14 protein-coding genes are annotated in these 18378 nt (G+C 38.5%); 5 read left to right on the top strand and 9 right to left on the bottom strand.

From position 1 onward, the window contains the following. The first annotated feature begins 287 nt into the window (after positions 1-287). Genes dsrO (L0B53_RS00805) through L0B53_RS00795 form a run of 3 tightly spaced genes read left to right on the top strand, consistent with a single transcriptional unit; the run spans position 288 to position 5255 of the window. On the top strand, positions 288-1049 hold the full coding sequence (dsrO, locus tag L0B53_RS00805; protein ID WP_235059422.1) for a sulfate reduction electron transfer complex DsrMKJOP subunit DsrO: 762 nt from the start codon (positions 288-290) through the stop codon (positions 1047-1049). 3 nt (positions 1050-1052) lie between these two features. Then, the gene (nrfD, locus tag L0B53_RS00800; RefSeq protein WP_235059421.1) at positions 1053-2147 is read left to right on the top strand and encodes an NrfD/PsrC family molybdoenzyme membrane anchor subunit; all 1095 of its coding nucleotides are present in this window, start codon (positions 1053-1055) and stop codon (positions 2145-2147) included. A gap of 15 nt (positions 2148-2162) precedes the next feature. Then, on the top strand, positions 2163-5255 hold the full coding sequence (locus tag L0B53_RS00795; RefSeq protein ID WP_235059420.1) for a tetrathionate reductase subunit A: 3093 nt from the start codon (positions 2163-2165) through the stop codon (positions 5253-5255). A 285-nt stretch (positions 5256-5540) separates the two neighbouring features. Here L0B53_RS00795 and L0B53_RS00790 read toward each other — a convergent pair whose 3' ends face one another. Next, a complete protein-coding gene (locus L0B53_RS00790; RefSeq protein ID WP_235059419.1) occupies positions 5541-6755 on the bottom strand; it encodes a MerR family transcriptional regulator in 1215 nt (404 codons plus the stop codon). A gap of 216 nt (positions 6756-6971) precedes the next feature. On the opposite strand from L0B53_RS00790, the gene L0B53_RS00785 reads away from it, so the two are divergent. Continuing rightward, positions 6972-7535 carry a dihydrofolate reductase family protein gene (locus L0B53_RS00785; RefSeq protein ID WP_235059418.1) on the top strand — a complete coding sequence of 188 codons (564 nt, stop codon included), beginning with the start codon at positions 6972-6974 and terminating at the stop codon, positions 7533-7535. A gap of 93 nt (positions 7536-7628) precedes the next feature. Here L0B53_RS00785 and L0B53_RS00780 read toward each other — a convergent pair whose 3' ends face one another. After that, positions 7629-8684, bottom strand: coding sequence for a M48 family metallopeptidase (locus L0B53_RS00780; protein WP_235059417.1), 1056 nt, complete (start codon positions 8682-8684; stop codon positions 7629-7631). 238 nt (positions 8685-8922) lie between these two features. Between L0B53_RS00780 and L0B53_RS00775 the strand changes: the two genes are divergently transcribed. Further along, positions 8923-9231, top strand: coding sequence for a helix-turn-helix transcriptional regulator (locus tag L0B53_RS00775; protein ID WP_311197295.1), 309 nt, complete (start codon positions 8923-8925; stop codon positions 9229-9231). 74 nt (positions 9232-9305) lie between these two features. Here the strand turns inward: L0B53_RS00775 and L0B53_RS00770 are convergent, their stop codons facing one another. The 7 genes from L0B53_RS00770 to hutX all read right to left on the bottom strand — a co-directional run bounded on the left by L0B53_RS00770 (position 9306) and on the right by hutX (position 18374). Then, the gene (locus L0B53_RS00770) at positions 9306-9884 is read right to left on the bottom strand and encodes a hypothetical protein (protein ID WP_235059415.1); all 579 of its coding nucleotides are present in this window, start codon (positions 9882-9884) and stop codon (positions 9306-9308) included. Further along, a complete protein-coding gene (locus L0B53_RS00765; RefSeq protein ID WP_235059414.1) occupies positions 9884-12895 on the bottom strand; it encodes a molybdopterin-dependent oxidoreductase in 3012 nt (1003 codons plus the stop codon). The genes L0B53_RS00770 and L0B53_RS00765 overlap by 1 nt, the downstream gene beginning before the upstream one ends. Then, positions 12895-13884 (bottom strand): hypothetical protein, encoded by a 990-nt coding sequence (locus L0B53_RS00760; RefSeq protein ID WP_235059413.1) that lies wholly within the window; start codon positions 13882-13884, stop codon positions 12895-12897. Before L0B53_RS00760 ends, L0B53_RS00765 begins: the two co-directional genes overlap by 1 nt. Then, positions 13884-14663: a sulfate reduction electron transfer complex DsrMKJOP subunit DsrO gene (gene dsrO, locus L0B53_RS00755; RefSeq protein WP_235059412.1), complete on the bottom strand. Its 780-nt coding sequence runs from the start codon at positions 14661-14663 to the stop codon at positions 13884-13886. The genes L0B53_RS00760 and dsrO (L0B53_RS00755) overlap by 1 nt, the downstream gene beginning before the upstream one ends. Before the next feature lie 499 nt (positions 14664-15162). Beyond that, positions 15163-17040 (bottom strand): ABC transporter ATP-binding protein, encoded by a 1878-nt coding sequence (locus tag L0B53_RS00750; protein WP_235059411.1) that lies wholly within the window; start codon positions 17038-17040, stop codon positions 15163-15165. Positions 17041-17181: 141 nt separating this feature from the next. Further along, positions 17182-17739, bottom strand: coding sequence for a heme utilization protein HutZ (hutZ, locus tag L0B53_RS00745; protein WP_235059410.1), 558 nt, complete (start codon positions 17737-17739; stop codon positions 17182-17184). Between the two features lie 119 nt (positions 17740-17858). Next, entirely contained in the window at positions 17859-18374 is a 516-nt protein-coding gene (hutX, locus tag L0B53_RS00740) for a heme utilization cystosolic carrier protein HutX (protein WP_235059409.1), read from the bottom strand. Between the last annotated feature and the right edge of the window lie 4 nt (positions 18375-18378).

Genomic DNA, 18378 nt, shown 5'->3' with positions numbered 1-18378 from the left:
TTTCCTGATAACTGAATTGATAATAAGAATAATAGTGAATGGTTTCTAGGGTAACTTCAACGGGAAAGTGGAAACCATTGAAAATAATTGATCTCAGTACTGATAATATTTAATTTAAGTGACTTCTTCAATAAAAACAATGGCTTTAATTTTAATGTAATCCTACTTTAAATCTTCATTAATATTATTAAATATTATGAGTGTTAATATAATCTCGTTTTATTTAATTATTTTCTCATGAATGAATATCTTATGAGTTTATTACAACTGAAGTATTGAGAGGTAATATGGATTCAAATAAACGTCATTTAATTAGTGCGATAACAGCAGGCGCATCGCTTATTCCTATATTGGGAATAAAAACCGCGCATGCATCAACTGTTATTAAAAATAATAATGAAGATAACCGTAAAGGCGAAATAGGAAAACGTTATGCAATGGTTATTGACCTAAGAAAGTGCGTAGGCTGTCAAGCTTGTACAGTTGGTTGTAGTATCGAAAATCAAGCACCGATTGGTCAATTTCGTACAACCGTTAAACAATATGAAGTCACGTTAAGTAATGGTGATAAGAGGACCAAAGAATCTAAAGCCTTCATGCTTCCTCGTCTTTGTAATCATTGTGATAATCCACCTTGTGTTGCGGTTTGTCCTGTTCAAGCAACATTTCAACGTGAAGATGGCATTGTTATGGTTGATAACAGTCGTTGCGTTGCTTGTGCTTATTGTGTTCAGGCATGCCCTTATGATGCACGATTTATTAATGAGGAAACGTTAACAGCTGATAAATGTACCTTTTGTGCCCACCGTTTGAAAGATGGCTTGTTACCTGCTTGTGTTGAAACTTGTGTCGGAGGAGCACGTGTTATTGGCGATATAAAGGATTCAAATAGTAAGGTATCTCAATTACTTCTTAAACATAAAGATGATATTAAAGTTTTAAAACCTGAAGAGAATACGCATCCTCATGTTTTTTACATTGGAATGAATGAGAGATTTACCTCTTATATTGAAGGTAAAGCGGCAATTTATGAGCCTAAAGGAGAGTAATCAATGAATATAACTGAAGTTTTAGTTCAGCCACAACCTGTCGCGTGGCTTCCTTGGGCAGTGCAATACTTTTTCTATATCGGATCTGCTTATGCAGCTGCAATTTTATTTTTTATTGCTTTGATATGTAAAACAAAAGTATCACATTATTTTCGTTCTTCATTAGCGTTAACGCTTGCAATTGGGGCAGTTGTTGGCCCATTAGCGTTAACCGCTGATCTCCATCAACCGGGTAGAGCATGGCATTTTTACACAAATTTGACACCTTGGTCATGGATGTCTATGGGGTCTATTTTCTTACCTATATTTAGTGGACTAGCTGTTGTTACTGCATGGTTATATTTACGTAATGATTTAATGTTATTAAGAAAAAGTGATAATTTTATATCGAGAAAGTTTTCACTTTTATCGTTAGGTCAATGGCAAACATCTTATAAATTATTAGTAATGGTTTCTTTACTAACCTTATTATCAGGTCTCTCTATTGCGCTCTATACTGGTGCCGAAGTTGCTGTCCTTCATTCACGCCCTTTATGGAACCAACCAGCATCACCATTATTATGGTTTGCATCCTCATTTCTTGTAGCGATTGGCTTTAGTTTGATCATTTATTTAATGATAGCAAAAGGTAAATTTAAACTATCGTTGACTGATATTTGTATAATTAAAAGAACCATCATCATAAGCTCTTTATCATCGGGTGCTCTATTATCACTATGGGCGACACAAAGCTCTCACCTCTCTTTATATAATAATTCTATGTGGTTAACCTCTCTTTTATGGTTATTCACTATTTTTATTATTTGTACTGTAGTTACGTTGATTTTAATAAATGAAAATTACAAAGTAGTGAGTTTAATTGTTCTTTCTATTCTAACTCTTTTATCTGCTTGGTACATACGTTGGGTAACATTAATTGATGTTCAGCTTATTCCTAAATTTGATGTGGGACTTTACCCTTACCATTTAACAACGGGGAGTGGTGGTATTCTTAGCATTATTGGGATGCTTGGTTTATGGTCTGCATTAGCATTACTTGGATCTGAGTTAATTTCATCAAAATGTAGTACTTCAACTTTTTCACATCATAACCATTAATAAGAGGCTGTCACAATGGATAATAAACGTCGTCAATTTTTGAAATCAGGCCTTGCGGTTGGAGGTGTGGGTGCATTTGCGGCTGGATATGCAGCAACTGCAAATCATTTAGTTGAAGGAGCGATAGAAGGGACATCAGGTAAGAAAACTAAAGATATTCATCATGGAAACTCACTGTCTACTGAATATAAAGTGAATCAGAAGGGAAATTTAATCGCAAATCCAAATCAACGTGTTGCACCTTCAATGTGTTTTGGTTGTTGGTCTTTATGTGGTTTACGTGTTCGTATTGATAATAAAACGGATAATATTTTGCGCATATCAGGTAATCCATATCATCCGCTATCTAACGAGCAGCAGATCCCATTTAAAACGCCTGTTAAAGAAGCTTATCTAGGAATGGTAGGAGAAGCTGGGCTTGATGGTCGTTCAACAGCTTGTGCTCGTGGTAATGGGATGTTGGATATTCAAAATAGTCCATATCGAATTACTCATCCAATGAAACGGGTAGGTAAGCGTGGAGAAGGAAAGTGGCAACAAATTAGTTATGAGCAACTGATTAAAGAAATAGTCGAAGGTGGCGATCTTTTTGGTGAGGGACATGTTGATGGCCTGCGTGCAGTGAGAGATCTTAAGACACCACTTGATGTCAACAATCCAGAATATGGGACAAAAGTAAATCAACTCTTAGTAACTAATGCAGGTAACGAGGGACGAGATGATATTTTAAAGCGATTTGCTTTTAATAGTTATGGTACTCGAAATTTTGGGCACCATGGGTCATATTGTGGTTATGCTTTCCGTGCTGGCAGTGGTGCATTTATGAATGATTTGAAAAAATATGCCCATTTAAAGCCTGATTTTGAAAATACGGAATATATTATTTTTATTGGTATGTCCCCAGCGCAAGCCGGCAATCCATTTAAGCGTCAAGCTCGTCAAGTTGCCAAAGCACGTACTGATGGAAAACTAAAGTATACGATTATCACGCCAAATCTACCTGCTGGTTCATCGAGTTTGGCGGCAGGCGATAGAAATAATTGGATACCGATTAAAGCGGGTACAGATTCGGCTCTGATTTTGGGCATGATTCAATGGATTATCACTAATAAGCGATATAATGAAAAGTTTCTTTCTCAACCAGGCGTTGAGTCTATGAAAAAAGCAGGAACGCCACATTGGTGTAATGCGACTCATCTGGTGATTAGTGATGAATCACATCCTGATAATGGTCGATTTTTACGTGCATCTGATCTTGGTTTGCCTTTTTCTGGGGACGCATTATCAAAGCAAGATCCACACATTATTGTGGATAAAAAAAGCCATGAATTAGGGTTGAGCACGCAGGTTGACCCTGCGGATTTATTTGTGACACGAACAATCTCTATAAAAGGAAGAGATGTTGAAGTGAAGTCATCACTACAACATTTAAAAGAGCAAGCATTTAAATATGATCTTGCTTTTTATAGTCGACAGTGTGGTATTCCAGAAGATGAAATAACGGCATTAGCTAAACGTTTCACCAGTTATGGGACAAAAGCAGTTATTGATACTCACGGTGGCAATATGCACACCAATGGTTTCTATAATTCATTTACGATTTTAATGCTGAATGCACTTATTGGGAACATCAATATGAAAGGTGGCGCGATGGCAAGAGCTGGTGGATATCCAACATCAGGCTCTGGACCTCGTTATAACTTTACTCAATTTAAAGATAAAGTTAAGCCTAAAGGTATTTACCTATCACGTAGTCGATTCCCTTATGAAAAGACCAGTGAATATAAGCGTAAAGTTTCAGCAGGCAAGTCGGCTTATCCAACTCGAGCTCCTTGGTATCCATTTTCTGCACCACTATTAACCGAACATCTATCGGCGGCAATTGATGGTTATCCTTACCGTGCAAAAATTTGGATTAACCATATGGCAAACCCGATTTATGGTATTCCAGGGTTAAAAACATTACTGGAAGATAAATTAAAAGATCCAAAACAGCTTGGCTTGATAGTTTCAATTGATGCCTTTATTAATGAAACAACGACGTTATCTGATTACATTGTGCCTGATACCGTAACTTATGAAAGCTGGGGAACGACAGTACCTTGGCATGATGTACCGACAAAAACACTGACTTTTCGTTGGCCTATTGTTGAGTCACGAACAGCAAAAACAGCAGATGGACGTTCTATTTGTTTAGAAAACTTTGTCATTGATGTGGCTAAAGAGATGGATCTTGGTGGCTTCGGGGATAATGCTATTCAGGATCATGATGGTCAATGGCACAGTATTCATTGTGCGGAAGATTTTTATTTACGTGCCGCTGCTAATCTTGCATATGTTAAAGGTGGCGTGCCTAGTGTGAACGCTGAAGATATTGCATGGTCTGGTCTAGAACGTTTAATGCCGATGATGCAAAAGACATTAACAGCTGAAGAGATGAGGCGTGTAGCGTTTATTTTTGCACGAGGTGGACGTTTTGAAGATGCGTCAGAGACATATCAAGGGGAATTGATGAAGCATAAATGGGATAGACCCATTGCTATTTGGAATGAAAAGGTAGGGACATCTCGCAATAGTTTATCTGGCGAATATTATTTGGGATGTCCAACTTGGCATCCACAAAAGTTAGCTGATGGAACCCCAATTTCAGAAAAGTATCCAGAAGCAGATTGGCCATTTACATTAACGAACTTTAAATCGAATATTCATAGTGCGGTCTCTAATTTATCACCACGCTTAAATTCAGTGAAAGGTGAAAATCCAGTGTATATTCATCCGGCAGATGCTGAAAAATTTGCTATTAAGACAGGTGATCAGTTTGTTATTGAAACGCCAAGTGCAAGTATGACAGCGAGAGCCATGATATTAGATGGAATTGTACCTGGTACATTAGGTATCGAGCATGGGTTTGGTCATACGGAATTAGGTGAGCGATCTCATTGGATTGATGGTAAACAGCAGCCAGTAAAAAAATTCAGTGGAGAAGGGGTCAATATTAATGATGTAGGTTTAATTGATCCAACCCGAGAAGGTAAAGGTGTGATGTTAGAATGGGTTGTTGGCGCTGCGGCTAGACAAGCTTTGCCAGCAAAAATCTGCAAAGTATAACGTTGTTATTAATAAAAAGGCCGCTGAATAGTGGCCTTTTTGGTTCTGTCGTAAATATTTCAACCTATTGTTTAATTAAGCAGCCTATTAGGATAAAAATAAGAAAACTTATACCCCTCATACTTAAAGCTGCTAGGTTGTTGGCGTCGCTCGTTCACTTGCCGTCTACTAGCAAATCAAATTACTTTGGGTATACACTCGTTTCCCCAACACTAGACAGTATCTTTACTTATGGATCTCATTTGATTTCTGCCTGTTAGCAACGTCCATTATTTTAGGTGTAGTCTAACATTTTTGTAATATAAACATATGATAACCAAACTGATGCGAATATTCTGTACAAAGGCTAACTTCCTTCTCAATATCTTTAAATGCTGCGGACTCCGACATTTCGTTTTCTAGTTCTTTAACTCGTTTTCCTAGTGGCGCATAATAGTTTAACCATGCTTCTTCACTTTGTGGAAAGTGATTGATAACACGGTATCCCGCGACTTCCATCTGTTTAAGTCTTGTTTCTACTTGTTGAATGTCAGGGTATTCACTGTTCCAAAATTCAATAGCAGCTTGACTTGGGCTTGCTGTTTTCCAAACCATATCACTAACCATTAAATAACCATGTTGTTTAATGAATGGTTTCCATAACGATAATGCTTTTTCAATCCCTATTATGTAAGCACTTCCTTCTGCCCATAATAGATCAAAGCTCTCTTTATCGAAGGGTAATTCGGCCATGTTGGCACAGACTGTATTTAAGCGAGATAATGGCGGTTTCTCTTCAGATCCTTGTTTGTGAGAACCTTGTTCTTCAATATCTTGTTCAATAAATCTCTGCTGAAGTCGATCAAGGGCAGATTGCTCATTATCAATTGCGGTAATTTGAGCTGGGGTTGATTCCATTAAAACTTCAGTTGCAAGACCTTTACCACATCCAATCTCTAATAGGTTCGAAGGCGTCGTTGGTAGGGCATTTATCGCTTGGCGAGTATCTTTTTTACTGCCCGGCCCCCAGCGTTCTAGTGTTTCGAAAACTGTCATAAAGTCGTTCATATATATGTCGTGTTCATTCATATTTTTTGATAGCCATTTTAAGTGTAATGCCTCTTTATCGCTGAAACCTTGGGTTGATAACCATTCAAGATGAGCGTCAGGGGCGAGTTGATCTAATTGTTGATGCCAAACTTTAAGGTCACCTTGACCGGCAATTGCCGCAAGTAATTCTCTTGCTTGTTGTTTTTGTTGGATTTCTTGGTCAAGAGCATTGAGGCGATCCTGTATCATTGCTTTGTCTATTTTTGTCTCTAAACACGCTTTACACTCTTTGAGCGTTAACCCACCGAGTTGCAACTGTTGGATTAGACGAATACGTTGAAGATCATTGTCGTTATAGACTCGATATCCATTATCTAAACGTTTACCTGTTATTAATTGAATTTTCTCATAATAGAGGAGCGCTGTTCTTGAAAGTCCAACTTTTTCGGCAAGCTCAGAGATTTTATACATAACAAAGGCCTTAATAAATTTTTCGCTAATCACGGTAATACCCATTGACGATATAGAAGGTTAAACTATAAAGCAGTAGACATGTCAACGTTTGTTTCAATTGAGCTTCAGCATTTAATCGTCAAAATCACAATCTGGAGGGTGGATGATTAATCATTTTGCTCAGTTAAGGTACCATTGGTCGTTCTATTATCTTTAGTTAAACCGAGGAAATTGATGATGAAATGTACTGTATTTATTGCAACCAGTGTCGATGGCTATATTGCGGATAAAGCAGGTAGCGTGGATTGGTTACATACCGCTGGCAATACAGCTGCTGAGATGGGTGATCAGGTCGATATGGGCTGGAATCAACACTTTGCTTCTTTCGATTGTTTAATCATGGGGCGAAAGTGTATGGAGGTGATATCAAATATGAATCTCACACCAGAGCAGTGGCCTTATGGTGATAAAAAAATCATCGTCTTGAGTCGAACGTTAACAGAAGCACCAGAAAATATGCGAGATAAAGTAGAGCTCTATTCAGGTGATATTAATCAATTAGTCAATCAATTGGCGGAGCAGGGGTATCAACACGCTTATATTGATGGCGGCACTACAATTCAACACTTTCTCAATTTACAGCTTATTGATGAGATGATTATCACTCGTGCACCTATTTTATTAGGAGGAGGAATTCCATTGTTCGGTCAGATGGATGTATCGATAAAATTAGAACAGGCTAACTCAATTGTATATCCGAATGATTTTGTGCAGGTGAAATATAAGGTGAGTTATTAAGATGTTATAAATATAGACCTCCAATCGAGCATTCATAATGATACAAGATAGAGGTCACAATTTTTCAGTCGACATTTTTTAGTTGATATTGACTTATTGCAAATTAAACTTTTTCTTTAGATTCTCTACCGCAGACTTAGGTGCAACCTTTTCAAGCGCAACCATACATTGTGCAGATTTTCTATTACCTGTTGTTAAGTAGTTCTCACACACCGCATAAAGATGCTCTGGTGAGCCTGATAATAAATAGGCTTTTTCAAACAAAGGTGTTGAGTTTTTGATATCAATATCTTGTTCCATAATCGCGTACAAATACCAATAATAGCTGTTGGTTTTCGCTAACTCTGCAGCTTTCTTAATCTCTTTTAATCCGTCCGCTTTATTTTTCTCTCTAACTAAAATTAATGACTTTGCATAATGCAGTTTTGCATTATCAGGAACGTGCTTTATCCCTTCATTTATCATCTTTAATGACTGTTGATTATCTTGCAGCACTCGATAGTTCTCAGAGCTGTTGATCCACACATCAGGATTTTTGGCATCCTTGATTTGTAGTTCTTGGTAGATTGGCTCGGCACTTTTAGGGTCATTATGCCAACGATAAATATCAGCCAGTTTAAGCTTAGTAGCGGAGTTACCTTTACCAAATAGCGAAGTAATTAGATTGTTATACTCTTTATCCATGATCGCTTTTTGTTTTGGGATCATTGACATGTAATTTGGCATTAACTCTGAGGTTACCGCAATACGAATTTCTGGCTCAGGATCATTAAACAGAGGCTCAACAACACGAAAACGATAGTCAAAGTTAAAGCCACGAGAACCGATTAACGCCGCCATTCTAATTTCGCTATTTGGCTCTTTAATGGCACGAGCAACAGCAATAAAGCTATTTTTATTCGGAAAACGTTGTAGAGCAGCTAAAGCTTCGGTTCTTTTAGCAACGGTTTCTTGCTTATTTTGCGCAGTATAAGCCAGTTTATCCGCTTCAGTACGTACTTGAGCTGGTGGCTGATGGGCTGTTTTTACCGAGCTTTGTGTTTGATTAGACGGAGGTGTCATTAGGAGTGGAGCATTGGTTGGGCTTGCCGAAGCCATATTCGCATAAGAGAGAAGTAAGGCATTGGCGAGGATTATCGCTTTTTTCATGTTAAGGCATCTCTGAAAAATAGGGGCACTATAAATTTTATCACTGTGAATAAAGAAAAATAGTTGTAGATTTTCTAGTTTTCAACTTTCAAGCAGTAATATCGAATAAAAATTATAGAAATGAGCATAATAAAAGCAAAAACGTGACAATAACTGATCTAGATCAACTGAATGCTCTTCTGTATATAAGTTGATTACAATCCTGAAACGTATAATGATGGCCGATATATTAATGAGTATTACAAATTTATCTGAAATATTAAAAGCAATTAATAATCCAGTTAGAATGGATATTTTACGATGGTTAAAAGATCCAAAAAATAACTTTAATGTATCGGAACAACTTGTTGATGCTGAGATAGAAGATGTATGCGTCAGCATTATTCAAGAAAAATCACAGCTCTCACAATCGACAGTCTCGTCTTACCTTACGATCTTGCAACGCGTAGGTTTAGTGAATTCTAAACGCATCGGCTCTTGGACGTATTATAAAAGAAATGATGAGAATATAGATAGATTTACAGAAGCATTGAGCCAAATTTTGTAGGTTTGGGCTTTCTAAGATAAGCAATATTAATGAGCCTCTAATTCGATCTTTCGAGTTAGAGGCTTTTTTAATCTCTATGGTTTAATCAGTAACTCAAGCTGAGAGAGTGTATCGGCGAGTAGCTCGGAAACAAAACAGATGTAGGGTTGCTGGCTAGTGGCTAATAATCCCTGATAGAAAGCAAGTCCAGCAAGTCGGTGCTCTAAGAAAGAGATGAGAAGCGGGTAACTTGCTGAATTCGAATCTAGATTAGCAGCATTAAAGGTATGGCTAATAAAGAGTAAAATATAGCCAAAATGGTCTAAAGGAAGATGCTTCCTTAAATCTGTCCCCGTTACCGATAAGTTGGCAGGGTTAAAATGGAATTGTTGATATATCTCATTCAACTTATCCCCACCATCAAACTTGGCCATTGGAAATGAAAAATTCCCTTCCAAGTTAGAGACTTGATTACAGACATGCTCAAAAGGCGGAATAAACAGCCCTGAGTGAGCAAACACCATGGTATCGTTAAAAGCTTTTTGACTCTCCTCTAACGATAACGTTAAAGAGTGGCTCTGATTAATATGGTCAATGAGAGCCTGTTCTGGGCTATTTAAGAGCAAGCTCCCCGCCATTTGGCTGAGAGCTTGAATATACTGATAATCAATCATTAGGCTTTATATATCTTCGCTTTAGTATCAAAGAAACATGAGCTCCCGCCCACCATATCCATTAACGGCATGCCCCAAACATCAGGATCAGTACGCATAATTGGATTTAAGTTTACACCTGCTCGGCGGATTTTACTCCCTTTTATACGCTTACCGCTAATATCCATATCGGTTGCGCCATATCCCCAATGGCCATAACCTACGGTAAAGGTAATCACATTTGGAGCGACACCTTGGCGAAGTTTTACGCTACATTTACGCTTACCTTCATGAGTCTCAACAATCACTTCATCACCGCTTTTCAGCCCTAAACGTTGACCATCGTCGTAGTTCATTTCAGCCCAGTTGGTTGGGTTGATTTCACGAATATAGGTATTCGATGCCAAACGTGAATGTGATTGTAATGCCGTTTTACGGGTTAAAATAGTAAATGGCAATTCACGATCTAATGACGATAATGGTGTACCCGATGAGGTTGTTGATGGTTGCCAACCAGCACCACCATTAAACTTCTTACCAGTTTGACTATTAACGTGCTTTGCTAACTTTTCATTATACGTATGTAAAACACCATTATATTGGTGAGTTAACTGATTGCCTTGACGACGATTATCGACCGATTCAAAACGGCCACCACGAGACATAACATATAAAACTTTAGACCACTGATGCGGTTCCAATTTTGTCTTATTAGTTTGGTAATAGCTATCAAGGCCGGTGATACGTAAGTCATCCTCTGACACATCTTTACTACCTTGCCCTTCGAAAGCTAAATTAGCCGTTGCCTTAAGGTAATAGTCACTCATGGTATCTAAAGGCCATAATTTGCCATCTGTGGCTTTAATTGCATTTTTACCAAAGCCCGGCATCTTCAGTTCTTTTGCTACATCGATAAGGAACTGTTCATAGCTCATCGCATAACCATCAGCTGTTTTACCTGTTAATGGCTCAATAACTGGAGAGCGAACCGCGGTGCCTTTTATTAAGGTCGCTTCCATCATTGGGTGATGAACATATTGCTCTAGGTAAGTCAGGTCAGGGATAATATAGTCAGCATACATACTGCTATCACCAACAACGATGTCACTGGCAAGAATTAATGGTACATTCTTTGGGTCTGAAACCGCTTTAATCATCTCATCACGCCCCATTGATGGCGTACTATAAAATGGGGTACACATATGCCACATTAGGATATCGGCTTTATACGGATAACCTTCAATGATAGATGGAATAATCTCAGAGAATACATCTTTAGTGAGTGGGAACCAAGGACGTGGAGCAGGATAAGGATTAATGCCTTTCGCCACTTTATTCTTAAACTCAACAGTATCTTCATACGCCATCTGCTCGCGAGAGATATGAACACCAAAGTCTGCTTTAACTAACCCCGGGATCTCTTTAAGCTGATATTGACCGCTATTGTAGTTTAGACCGCCACCACCAAGGGATGCTCCGCCCGTCCAGTTTAAGTTACCGACCATTAGGTTTAACTGATAAATCGTAAAGCCAGTTGCGTAACCATTTGGATGCTGTGCAATACCTCGGTAAAGTTCAACCGCAACCTTACGACCATGGCTAGTAAATTCGTTAGCAAGGTAAATAATGTCATCAACAGTTACCCCACTGATCTCAGCATACTCTTGTAAACTATGTTTAGAGACAGAGACTTTCATTAATGAGAAAGAAGTGGCAACCTGAAGTCCATTAACGGTACCTTCAAACTCAATTTGAGCTTGATTTACTGTTTCTGCATCAGCTGGCTGACCATGTTGATCGATAACCACATGCTCTTTTCCTTTTATCCCAGCTTCTTTTGCAGTTAGGAATTGACCGTAATTTTTATGGCCTGCCGCAGTAATGATTAAGTGGCTAGCATCGGTATGGTTTAATTCACCTGCTTGCTTAGCCGCAACAGCATTTGGACGGCTTAAGAAATTAGCATTATAACGTGCATTCCCTATGATCCAACGCAACATACCTGAAGCAATTGCACCATCTGTACCTGGTTTAGGCGCAATCCAACGCATATTCTTATCGTTAGTCATCGTTCTTGGTAGAACAGGATCGACAACCGCAATCTTACAACCATTCGCACGAGCTTGGGCTGAGTATTTCCCCATTGTCTGCATTGGGAAGTTAGCTTCACCTGGCGCTGTGCCAAAAAATAGTGCAAATTCAGCTTCACAGAGATCTGATTTCAGGTTGTGTTTTCCTGCGTAGACAGCACCGGTTGCGATATGATGGCTAAGTTCACAAATATTGGTATGTTCAAAGTTATTCACAGTACCAAACGATTGACAAAAACGAGTCTGAAAATCTTTACGAGACTTAACGATACGACCTGCTTGTAATACAAACTTGTTAGTCTCACGTCCTAAGTCATGATTATTGTTATCAATCCACTGGTCGCGTTTGCTATAAAGATCTTTAAAACCTTTAACGACTAAGTTTTGACTGTTCGTATCTGTGGTATCAGCGAAGATCTTTCCACCATGAGCCACCTCTTTAATCAATTGTTCCCAACTGATCTCTGTCCATTCATTGCTACCACGTTTTCCTGCACGCTTCAGTGGTGTCGTTAAGCGATATGGGTCATAAGCCGTTTGTAATCCAGCATTACCACGCGCACATAATGTCCCATTTGTTGTTGCTGTATCTGCGATTGGGGTATCGTTATCAATATACTCAACTAAGGTATTTGGGTGATAGGGATTACCAAATAAACGCTCTAATTTACCCGTTTCTCGGTTAACTTTGGCACGAATACCACACTCACTGTGACACTGTAAGCAAGTACTGTGTTTAATCATATATTCAGCATTAACTTTGTGCTGATTATATTTATTCAGTGTCCATTCAGGAGTATGTGAATCCCCATAAAATTGGTAATTTGCCTTTTCACCACGATCAGAGAAAGATAATGAACGAGCAAAGATATTGCCATATGCAGCCGTACCAGCTCCGATACCAATAGCCGCTGCACCAGTTAAAAATTTACGACGGTCCATTATGCGTTACCTCGATTTAGTTGTGAAAATTTAGATGTTAATTTATCTTTAATCAGGAGAAGTAGAGCGAAAACCCCCACCATAAACAGTAAGCTTGCAGCAGTATAAAAGAACTCTTGATGATCAGGTGTAAAGATTAAGAATCCAGCTTGACTCCGGCTGACACCTTCACCACCGGCAACAAAGAGGTAGCGTAATAGGTAGCCTGAGATGAGCGAAGCAATTAAAGTGACCACACGACTTGATTTTGCTGGGCATTGAGCAATAGGAATCACGGTTGCAATGATAAAAGTAATCAGTGTTAACCATTGCATGCCATTAAAGTGTTGATCCAGTAATGAGAATGAATCTGCTAACATAACACCCGCGAACAGATGCCCCCACCAGCTTAAAAGTAGAGAGAAAATTAACGCAAGTAATGTTAAGCCAAAACCAATGTAGTAAGCGATTTTATCATTTTCTCGTTTGTCAGAGCATAACGAGTAGACAAATGCGCCTGATGCAATGCCAGTTAGCATGGTCATTAATGGAGATAGTGGTGTATTCCAAAGCGCGATACCGTGTTCATTCATCATAAAGATACCTGAATACATGGTCAGGAATAGCGCAACCAGTAACATCGCAATTTTAAGTAAACGATCAATGACTTTGTTATATTTAACAGGAAGTAAAAATAGAACTAATAGGCCACATAATGCCGGAATACCTAAAATACCGAACTTAATGATTGAGCCATACCAATGTTCCCAACCATAAATAAAGCCATAAATTAAACGACCTTGTTGTTGAACTTCAGCTAATACATTTAAAACACCACCAATACTTAACGTTAACGCTAAGATTAATGGTGTAAGGTTATGACGCTTTGCACTATTCCAATTAAGGAGTACCCAACAAATAGCAAGACCACCAGCGATACCTAGTAGGAGTGAGTAATTGACAAAAAGGAGACCAAATGGTGATTGATGCATAATATTAACCAGTGACATTATTTTGCTCCTTTAAATAGTAATTCTTCACCAAAAACTTCTTCAAATTCGGTGGCCCAATTATTATCTTTTGCTTGGCGTGCTACTGTCGCTAAGTTATCTAAACCGATATAAAAGACGTTGGGATTATTTCCTGTTTCAGGCTTTAATACAGACGTTGGGTGCTTTTTGATTAGTTGGCTAACTTCACTATTTTTATCGTTAAGATCACCAAAGATACGTGCGCCACCAACACATGTTTCCGCACAAGCAGGTAATAACCCTTGCTCTAAGCGGTGAGCGCAGAATGTACATTTATCGGCAGTTTTTGTTTCTTGGTTGATAAAACGAACATCGTAAGGACAAGCAGTCACACAAGCACCGCAGCCCCAACACTTTTCGTTATCGATGAGTACGATACCGTCTTCACGTTTAAAGGTTGCACCCGTTGGACAAACAGGAACACAAGAAGGATTATCACAATGGTTACAAAGGTGAGGAAGAAACTCACGCTTAGTTTCTGGGAAGGTTTTTACTTCAATATCAGAAACCCAAGTTCTAAATTTACCAACAGGTGCATTGTTTTCAATTTTACATGCAACAGTACAAGCTTGGCAGCCAATACATTTACGTAGATCAATGACCATACCCCAATGATGGTTTGAGGTTTTTTGCGTATTCGGGGTATTTTTATTTCCAGTTTTAGCCATCACAGAGGTGGCTTGAACAGCAGCAGCGCCTAACGCAAGTTTACTTAGCAACTGACGACGACTAACTTTAGTTTTATTCTCTTCACTCATCGAAAAGATCTCTTATTTTAAAGGGGGTATATGAATTTCTGTATATATATTACCTTAGAGGTATAAGGGTGGGGATAGTGAATAGATAGAAGTTACTTTTCATTTTTGAAAAATACATATACATATATGAAATTGCATATGTTTTGTTTCTGTCCGGAATATTTGACGGTTAATTTAATACTAATAATTGTTTTTTGATGTTTATCAAGGCTTATCGGGGCGGCCATAAATTAACAAAAAAGAGTATTTTTCCATTAAGTTTTCTATTAAGAATCTTCTTTTAGTTGACGTTATTAGGTTGTTGCCTGCGTTCATTTACCCCAATCATATAGAACATCTATACTCATGAGATCTCATTCACTTATCGTCTACTAGCAACGCCAATTATTTTAGAGCAGGCTTTTGGTCGATAGGGAAGTTTGACCTGCTCTATGTCATTTTAGGTATGATTAAGCTAGTTATTAAACCTAGCCATTAATTATATTATTAAAGACGATGATTAAGTGCCATAAAGGGTTTGATAAAGCCCCTTATCTTTGACAAGACTATCATGATTACCTGATTGTGCGACTTTGCCATCCTCAAGCACATAGATTAAATCCGCTTGTTTTACTGCCGTTAATCGATGGGCAATGATTAACGTTGTACGATGAGAAAGAAACTCATGCAATGCCTTATGTAACTTAGCTTCAGTTTGAGTATCTAAGGCTGACGTTGCTTCGTCTAGGATTACAAATTTAGGATCAGTTAACACCATTCGAGCAATGGCTAACCGCTGTCTCTGTCCTCCAGAGAGTCGAACCCCTTGTCTGCCTAATGGTGCATCTAATCCTAAAGGTTGCTGAGCAACAAATTCACTTAATTGTGCCACCTCTAAGGCATTAAAAAGCTGTTGGTCGCTATACTCTGCACCTAAAGTTAAATTTCCTTTTAAAGTATCATTAAATATGGTGGGTTGTTGCAATACCGCCGCGAAATTTTCACGTATTTTTGGATAACCTACATCATCAATACTGTGACCATTAATGTAAATTTTACCGCTCTGTTTTTGATAGATCCCTAATAACAGCTGAACTAAGGTGGTTTTACCGCCGCCAGATGCGCCAACCAAAGCTATCTTCTTTCCTGCTGGGATAGTGAGGGAAAGGTTATTAATGACCTGTTGATAGTTATCTAGCTGATCTTGTTTAGATGAAGAGTGGTATGAAAAATTCACATTCTCAAAGCAAACCGAGACTTGAGGCGTTCCATTATTTCGTTGTTTATTGTTTGCCTCTTTATTATCTGTTTCTTTATTCGTATGAACGGTTGCAGATAAGAAAGGGTCAATTAAAGGCGTTGGTCGTGGTTCTTCATCCAATTCTAGCAATGCATTAAGGCGTTTCATTGCTGCACTTGCACTAAACCAAGCATATTGGATATTTAATAACTCTTGAATGGGAGAGAGCATAAACCAAAGATAACCGAAAACGGCAAAAATCTGCCCAACGGTGAGATCGCCAAAGAAAACCAGAACAATAGCGGCAGCACGGAATATTTCAAATCCGACTAAAAACATTAAAAAGGAGAGACGACTTGCAGCATCAGATTGCCAAGCGAAACGATCGGAATCATAACGGATAGCGTTGGCATCTTCTTTCAGACGATTGAGAAAGTCGAGTTCTCTGTTTGCTGCACGAAGTTGATATAGACCCTCTAGAGTTTCAACTAAACGCTGCTGAAAACGTTCAAAGGCTTGGTTCTCCTTCTTCTTTAACTTTTTAACTCGACGACCCATAGCTTGTGACAAAAAGACAATCACAGGATTAAGTAGAATGATAAACAGCGCCAGTTTCCAATCTAACCATAATAAGATCCCCGCAATACCGATAATACTTAATAGGCTAATGACAACCCGACTTAATGAACTGCCAATAAACTTATCAATGGTTTCAATATCCGTCACTAAAAGAGAGGTTAAGCCACCACTGCCTTTAGCTTCGTATTGCTGCATGCTGATCCGACCTAATTTATCGAGTAAGGCTTCTCGGATCTGACAAGTAAGTTGTTTTGCGATCAAGGTAAATTGACGAGTTTGTAGAATGTTCAGTGCTTGACTGACAATACGCATGCTGACCACAAGAAAAGTGACCATCGCAATATAACCCATCGCCGACTGCCAACTATCAGGCATCATCGCGTTGAGAATCGCGATTCCACCCGCTGGTTTTTCTAATAACACTTCATCCACTAATAATGGCATGAGAAGCGGAATAGGGACACTAATTAAGGTGGCGATAAGGGCAATAATATTGGCAAAAATGAGTCGCCGTTTATATTTTAATGCTTTATCAAATAGCCATTGGGTCGTAATCGTTAACGGATTCGAAGTTGACACTGACGTTCCTTTTTCAACAGCGGAATAGTATTTATAAGAGTAGTTCAAAATTGGAGCCACAGATGAAGACTCCAATATTGTCTCAATAAAGTATGTATCTAGGGTGAGTGAGTTAGAGGGCGGTTGAGTTTAATTGCTCTTTTATTTTTTATCTTTAAGTTCTTTTTCTTTTATCTCTTTATCTTTCATTTCTTTAACATGGCCTTCAGTCAAATGAATAATATCTAACATCTCATCGCCAGAGACATTGAAAGCTTGGCCAAACCCTTTGACATAGCGACCTTGCTGTGGCGTAAGTTGATAAAGGTTAAAATCACCTAACTGACTAAGGTTTTCAACCAATTCACCAAAACGTGCGATTAATTCTTTGATTGCTCGTTGACCTAATGGTGATTGTTTCTCAATGTGTTGAGCAATCGTATCAAAAGTGAGACGTTTGCGAGCATGAACTGATTTTGCCGAACTTTCATCTTCAATCATCATAATTGAAACATGCTTTGATCGTTTTAGATTCTGTCCATGCTGGGCAAGATCACTGATCAAGATATAATAACCGGTTTCATTGCAGATAAAAGGTGCATAACTGACATGAGGAAGATTATCTGTTAAAGAGGCGATCTGAATCGTTTGACACTGTTGCTTAAACTCTTGAATTTCTGGGCCTAAGCGGTTTTGTAAACGTTCTTGTTTGGTCGTCATTTTATGTCCTTGGGTCTCTTTGCATGGTCGTTGTTATAGAGTACTTAATGGTAAGTCATTAGTGATTATAGTTTCAGGGGTAACAATTAAAGGTAACTACGCCTTCGTAATAATGAAGATTAACAATACTGTTGTTTCATTTTTCTAAAGGCTGCTATCTGTTCAGGAAATAGGGATCTCGCTTTGTCACGACCGACATACACTTTAAATACACATTCCCCCAGTTCGGTAAAGAAGCCAATATAGTGACTCTCCATATCTCGGAAAGGCTTGCTAACAAAAGCGATATGATTAATAGCACTGATGTTTAAGTGTCCATGTAACCCTTCTTTCCCCATTATATTGTAGTATCCATAACCGACTTTCCCTTTTGGAAACGGGTTTTTGAATTCAAAGATCGAGCCACATGAATGAACAATGGTGGTCACTTTTCCCCAAGATGGTAATTCAGTTAAGATAGCTTCAGTATGTTGACCATCTGCTGCACTCACTTGATTATCGGGGAGTGCAAAGGTAATTGCTCCTTCGGTTAAGTTGAGCTCTTCAGCTAAACTTGATACTGGCGTTCCACTCTCTTGTTCTAACTTTTGTTTAATCAGGTTTTTAACCTCTTGTTTAGTTTGTCTTGTGTACATAACG

It is taken from the genome of Vibrio sp. SS-MA-C1-2 (genome assembly GCF_021513135.1).
In the GTDB taxonomy this organism is placed as follows: domain Bacteria; phylum Pseudomonadota; class Gammaproteobacteria; order Enterobacterales; family Vibrionaceae.
Note: the sequence above shows the minus strand (reverse complement) of the source record. Positions and strands in the feature narration are given on the sequence as shown.

Excerpts from the sequence above, each read along its gene's own strand:
- dsrO (WP_235059422.1), top strand. The coding sequence starts at position 288 with ATGGATTCAAATAAACGTCATTTAATTAGTGCGATAACAGCAGGCGCA.
- nrfD (WP_235059421.1), top strand. The coding sequence starts at position 1,053 with ATGAATATAACTGAAGTTTTAGTTCAGCCACAACCTGTCGCGTGGCTT.
- L0B53_RS00795 (WP_235059420.1), top strand. The coding sequence starts at position 2,163 with ATGGATAATAAACGTCGTCAATTTTTGAAATCAGGCCTTGCGGTTGGA.
- L0B53_RS00790 (WP_235059419.1), bottom strand. The coding sequence starts at position 6,755 with ATGTATAAAATCTCTGAGCTTGCCGAAAAAGTTGGACTTTCAAGAACA.
- L0B53_RS00785 (WP_235059418.1), top strand. The coding sequence starts at position 6,972 with ATGATGAAATGTACTGTATTTATTGCAACCAGTGTCGATGGCTATATT.
- L0B53_RS00780 (WP_235059417.1), bottom strand. The coding sequence starts at position 8,684 with ATGAAAAAAGCGATAATCCTCGCCAATGCCTTACTTCTCTCTTATGCG.
- L0B53_RS00770 (WP_235059415.1), bottom strand. The coding sequence starts at position 9,884 with ATGATTGATTATCAGTATATTCAAGCTCTCAGCCAAATGGCGGGGAGC.
- L0B53_RS00765 (WP_235059414.1), bottom strand. The coding sequence starts at position 12,895 with ATGGACCGTCGTAAATTTTTAACTGGTGCAGCGGCTATTGGTATCGGA.
- L0B53_RS00760 (WP_235059413.1), bottom strand. The coding sequence starts at position 13,884 with ATGTCACTGGTTAATATTATGCATCAATCACCATTTGGTCTCCTTTTT.
- dsrO (WP_235059412.1), bottom strand. The coding sequence starts at position 14,663 with ATGAGTGAAGAGAATAAAACTAAAGTTAGTCGTCGTCAGTTGCTAAGT.
- hutZ (WP_235059410.1), bottom strand. The coding sequence starts at position 17,739 with ATGACGACCAAACAAGAACGTTTACAAAACCGCTTAGGCCCAGAAATT.
- hutX (WP_235059409.1), bottom strand. The coding sequence starts at position 18,374 with ATGTACACAAGACAAACTAAACAAGAGGTTAAAAACCTGATTAAACAA.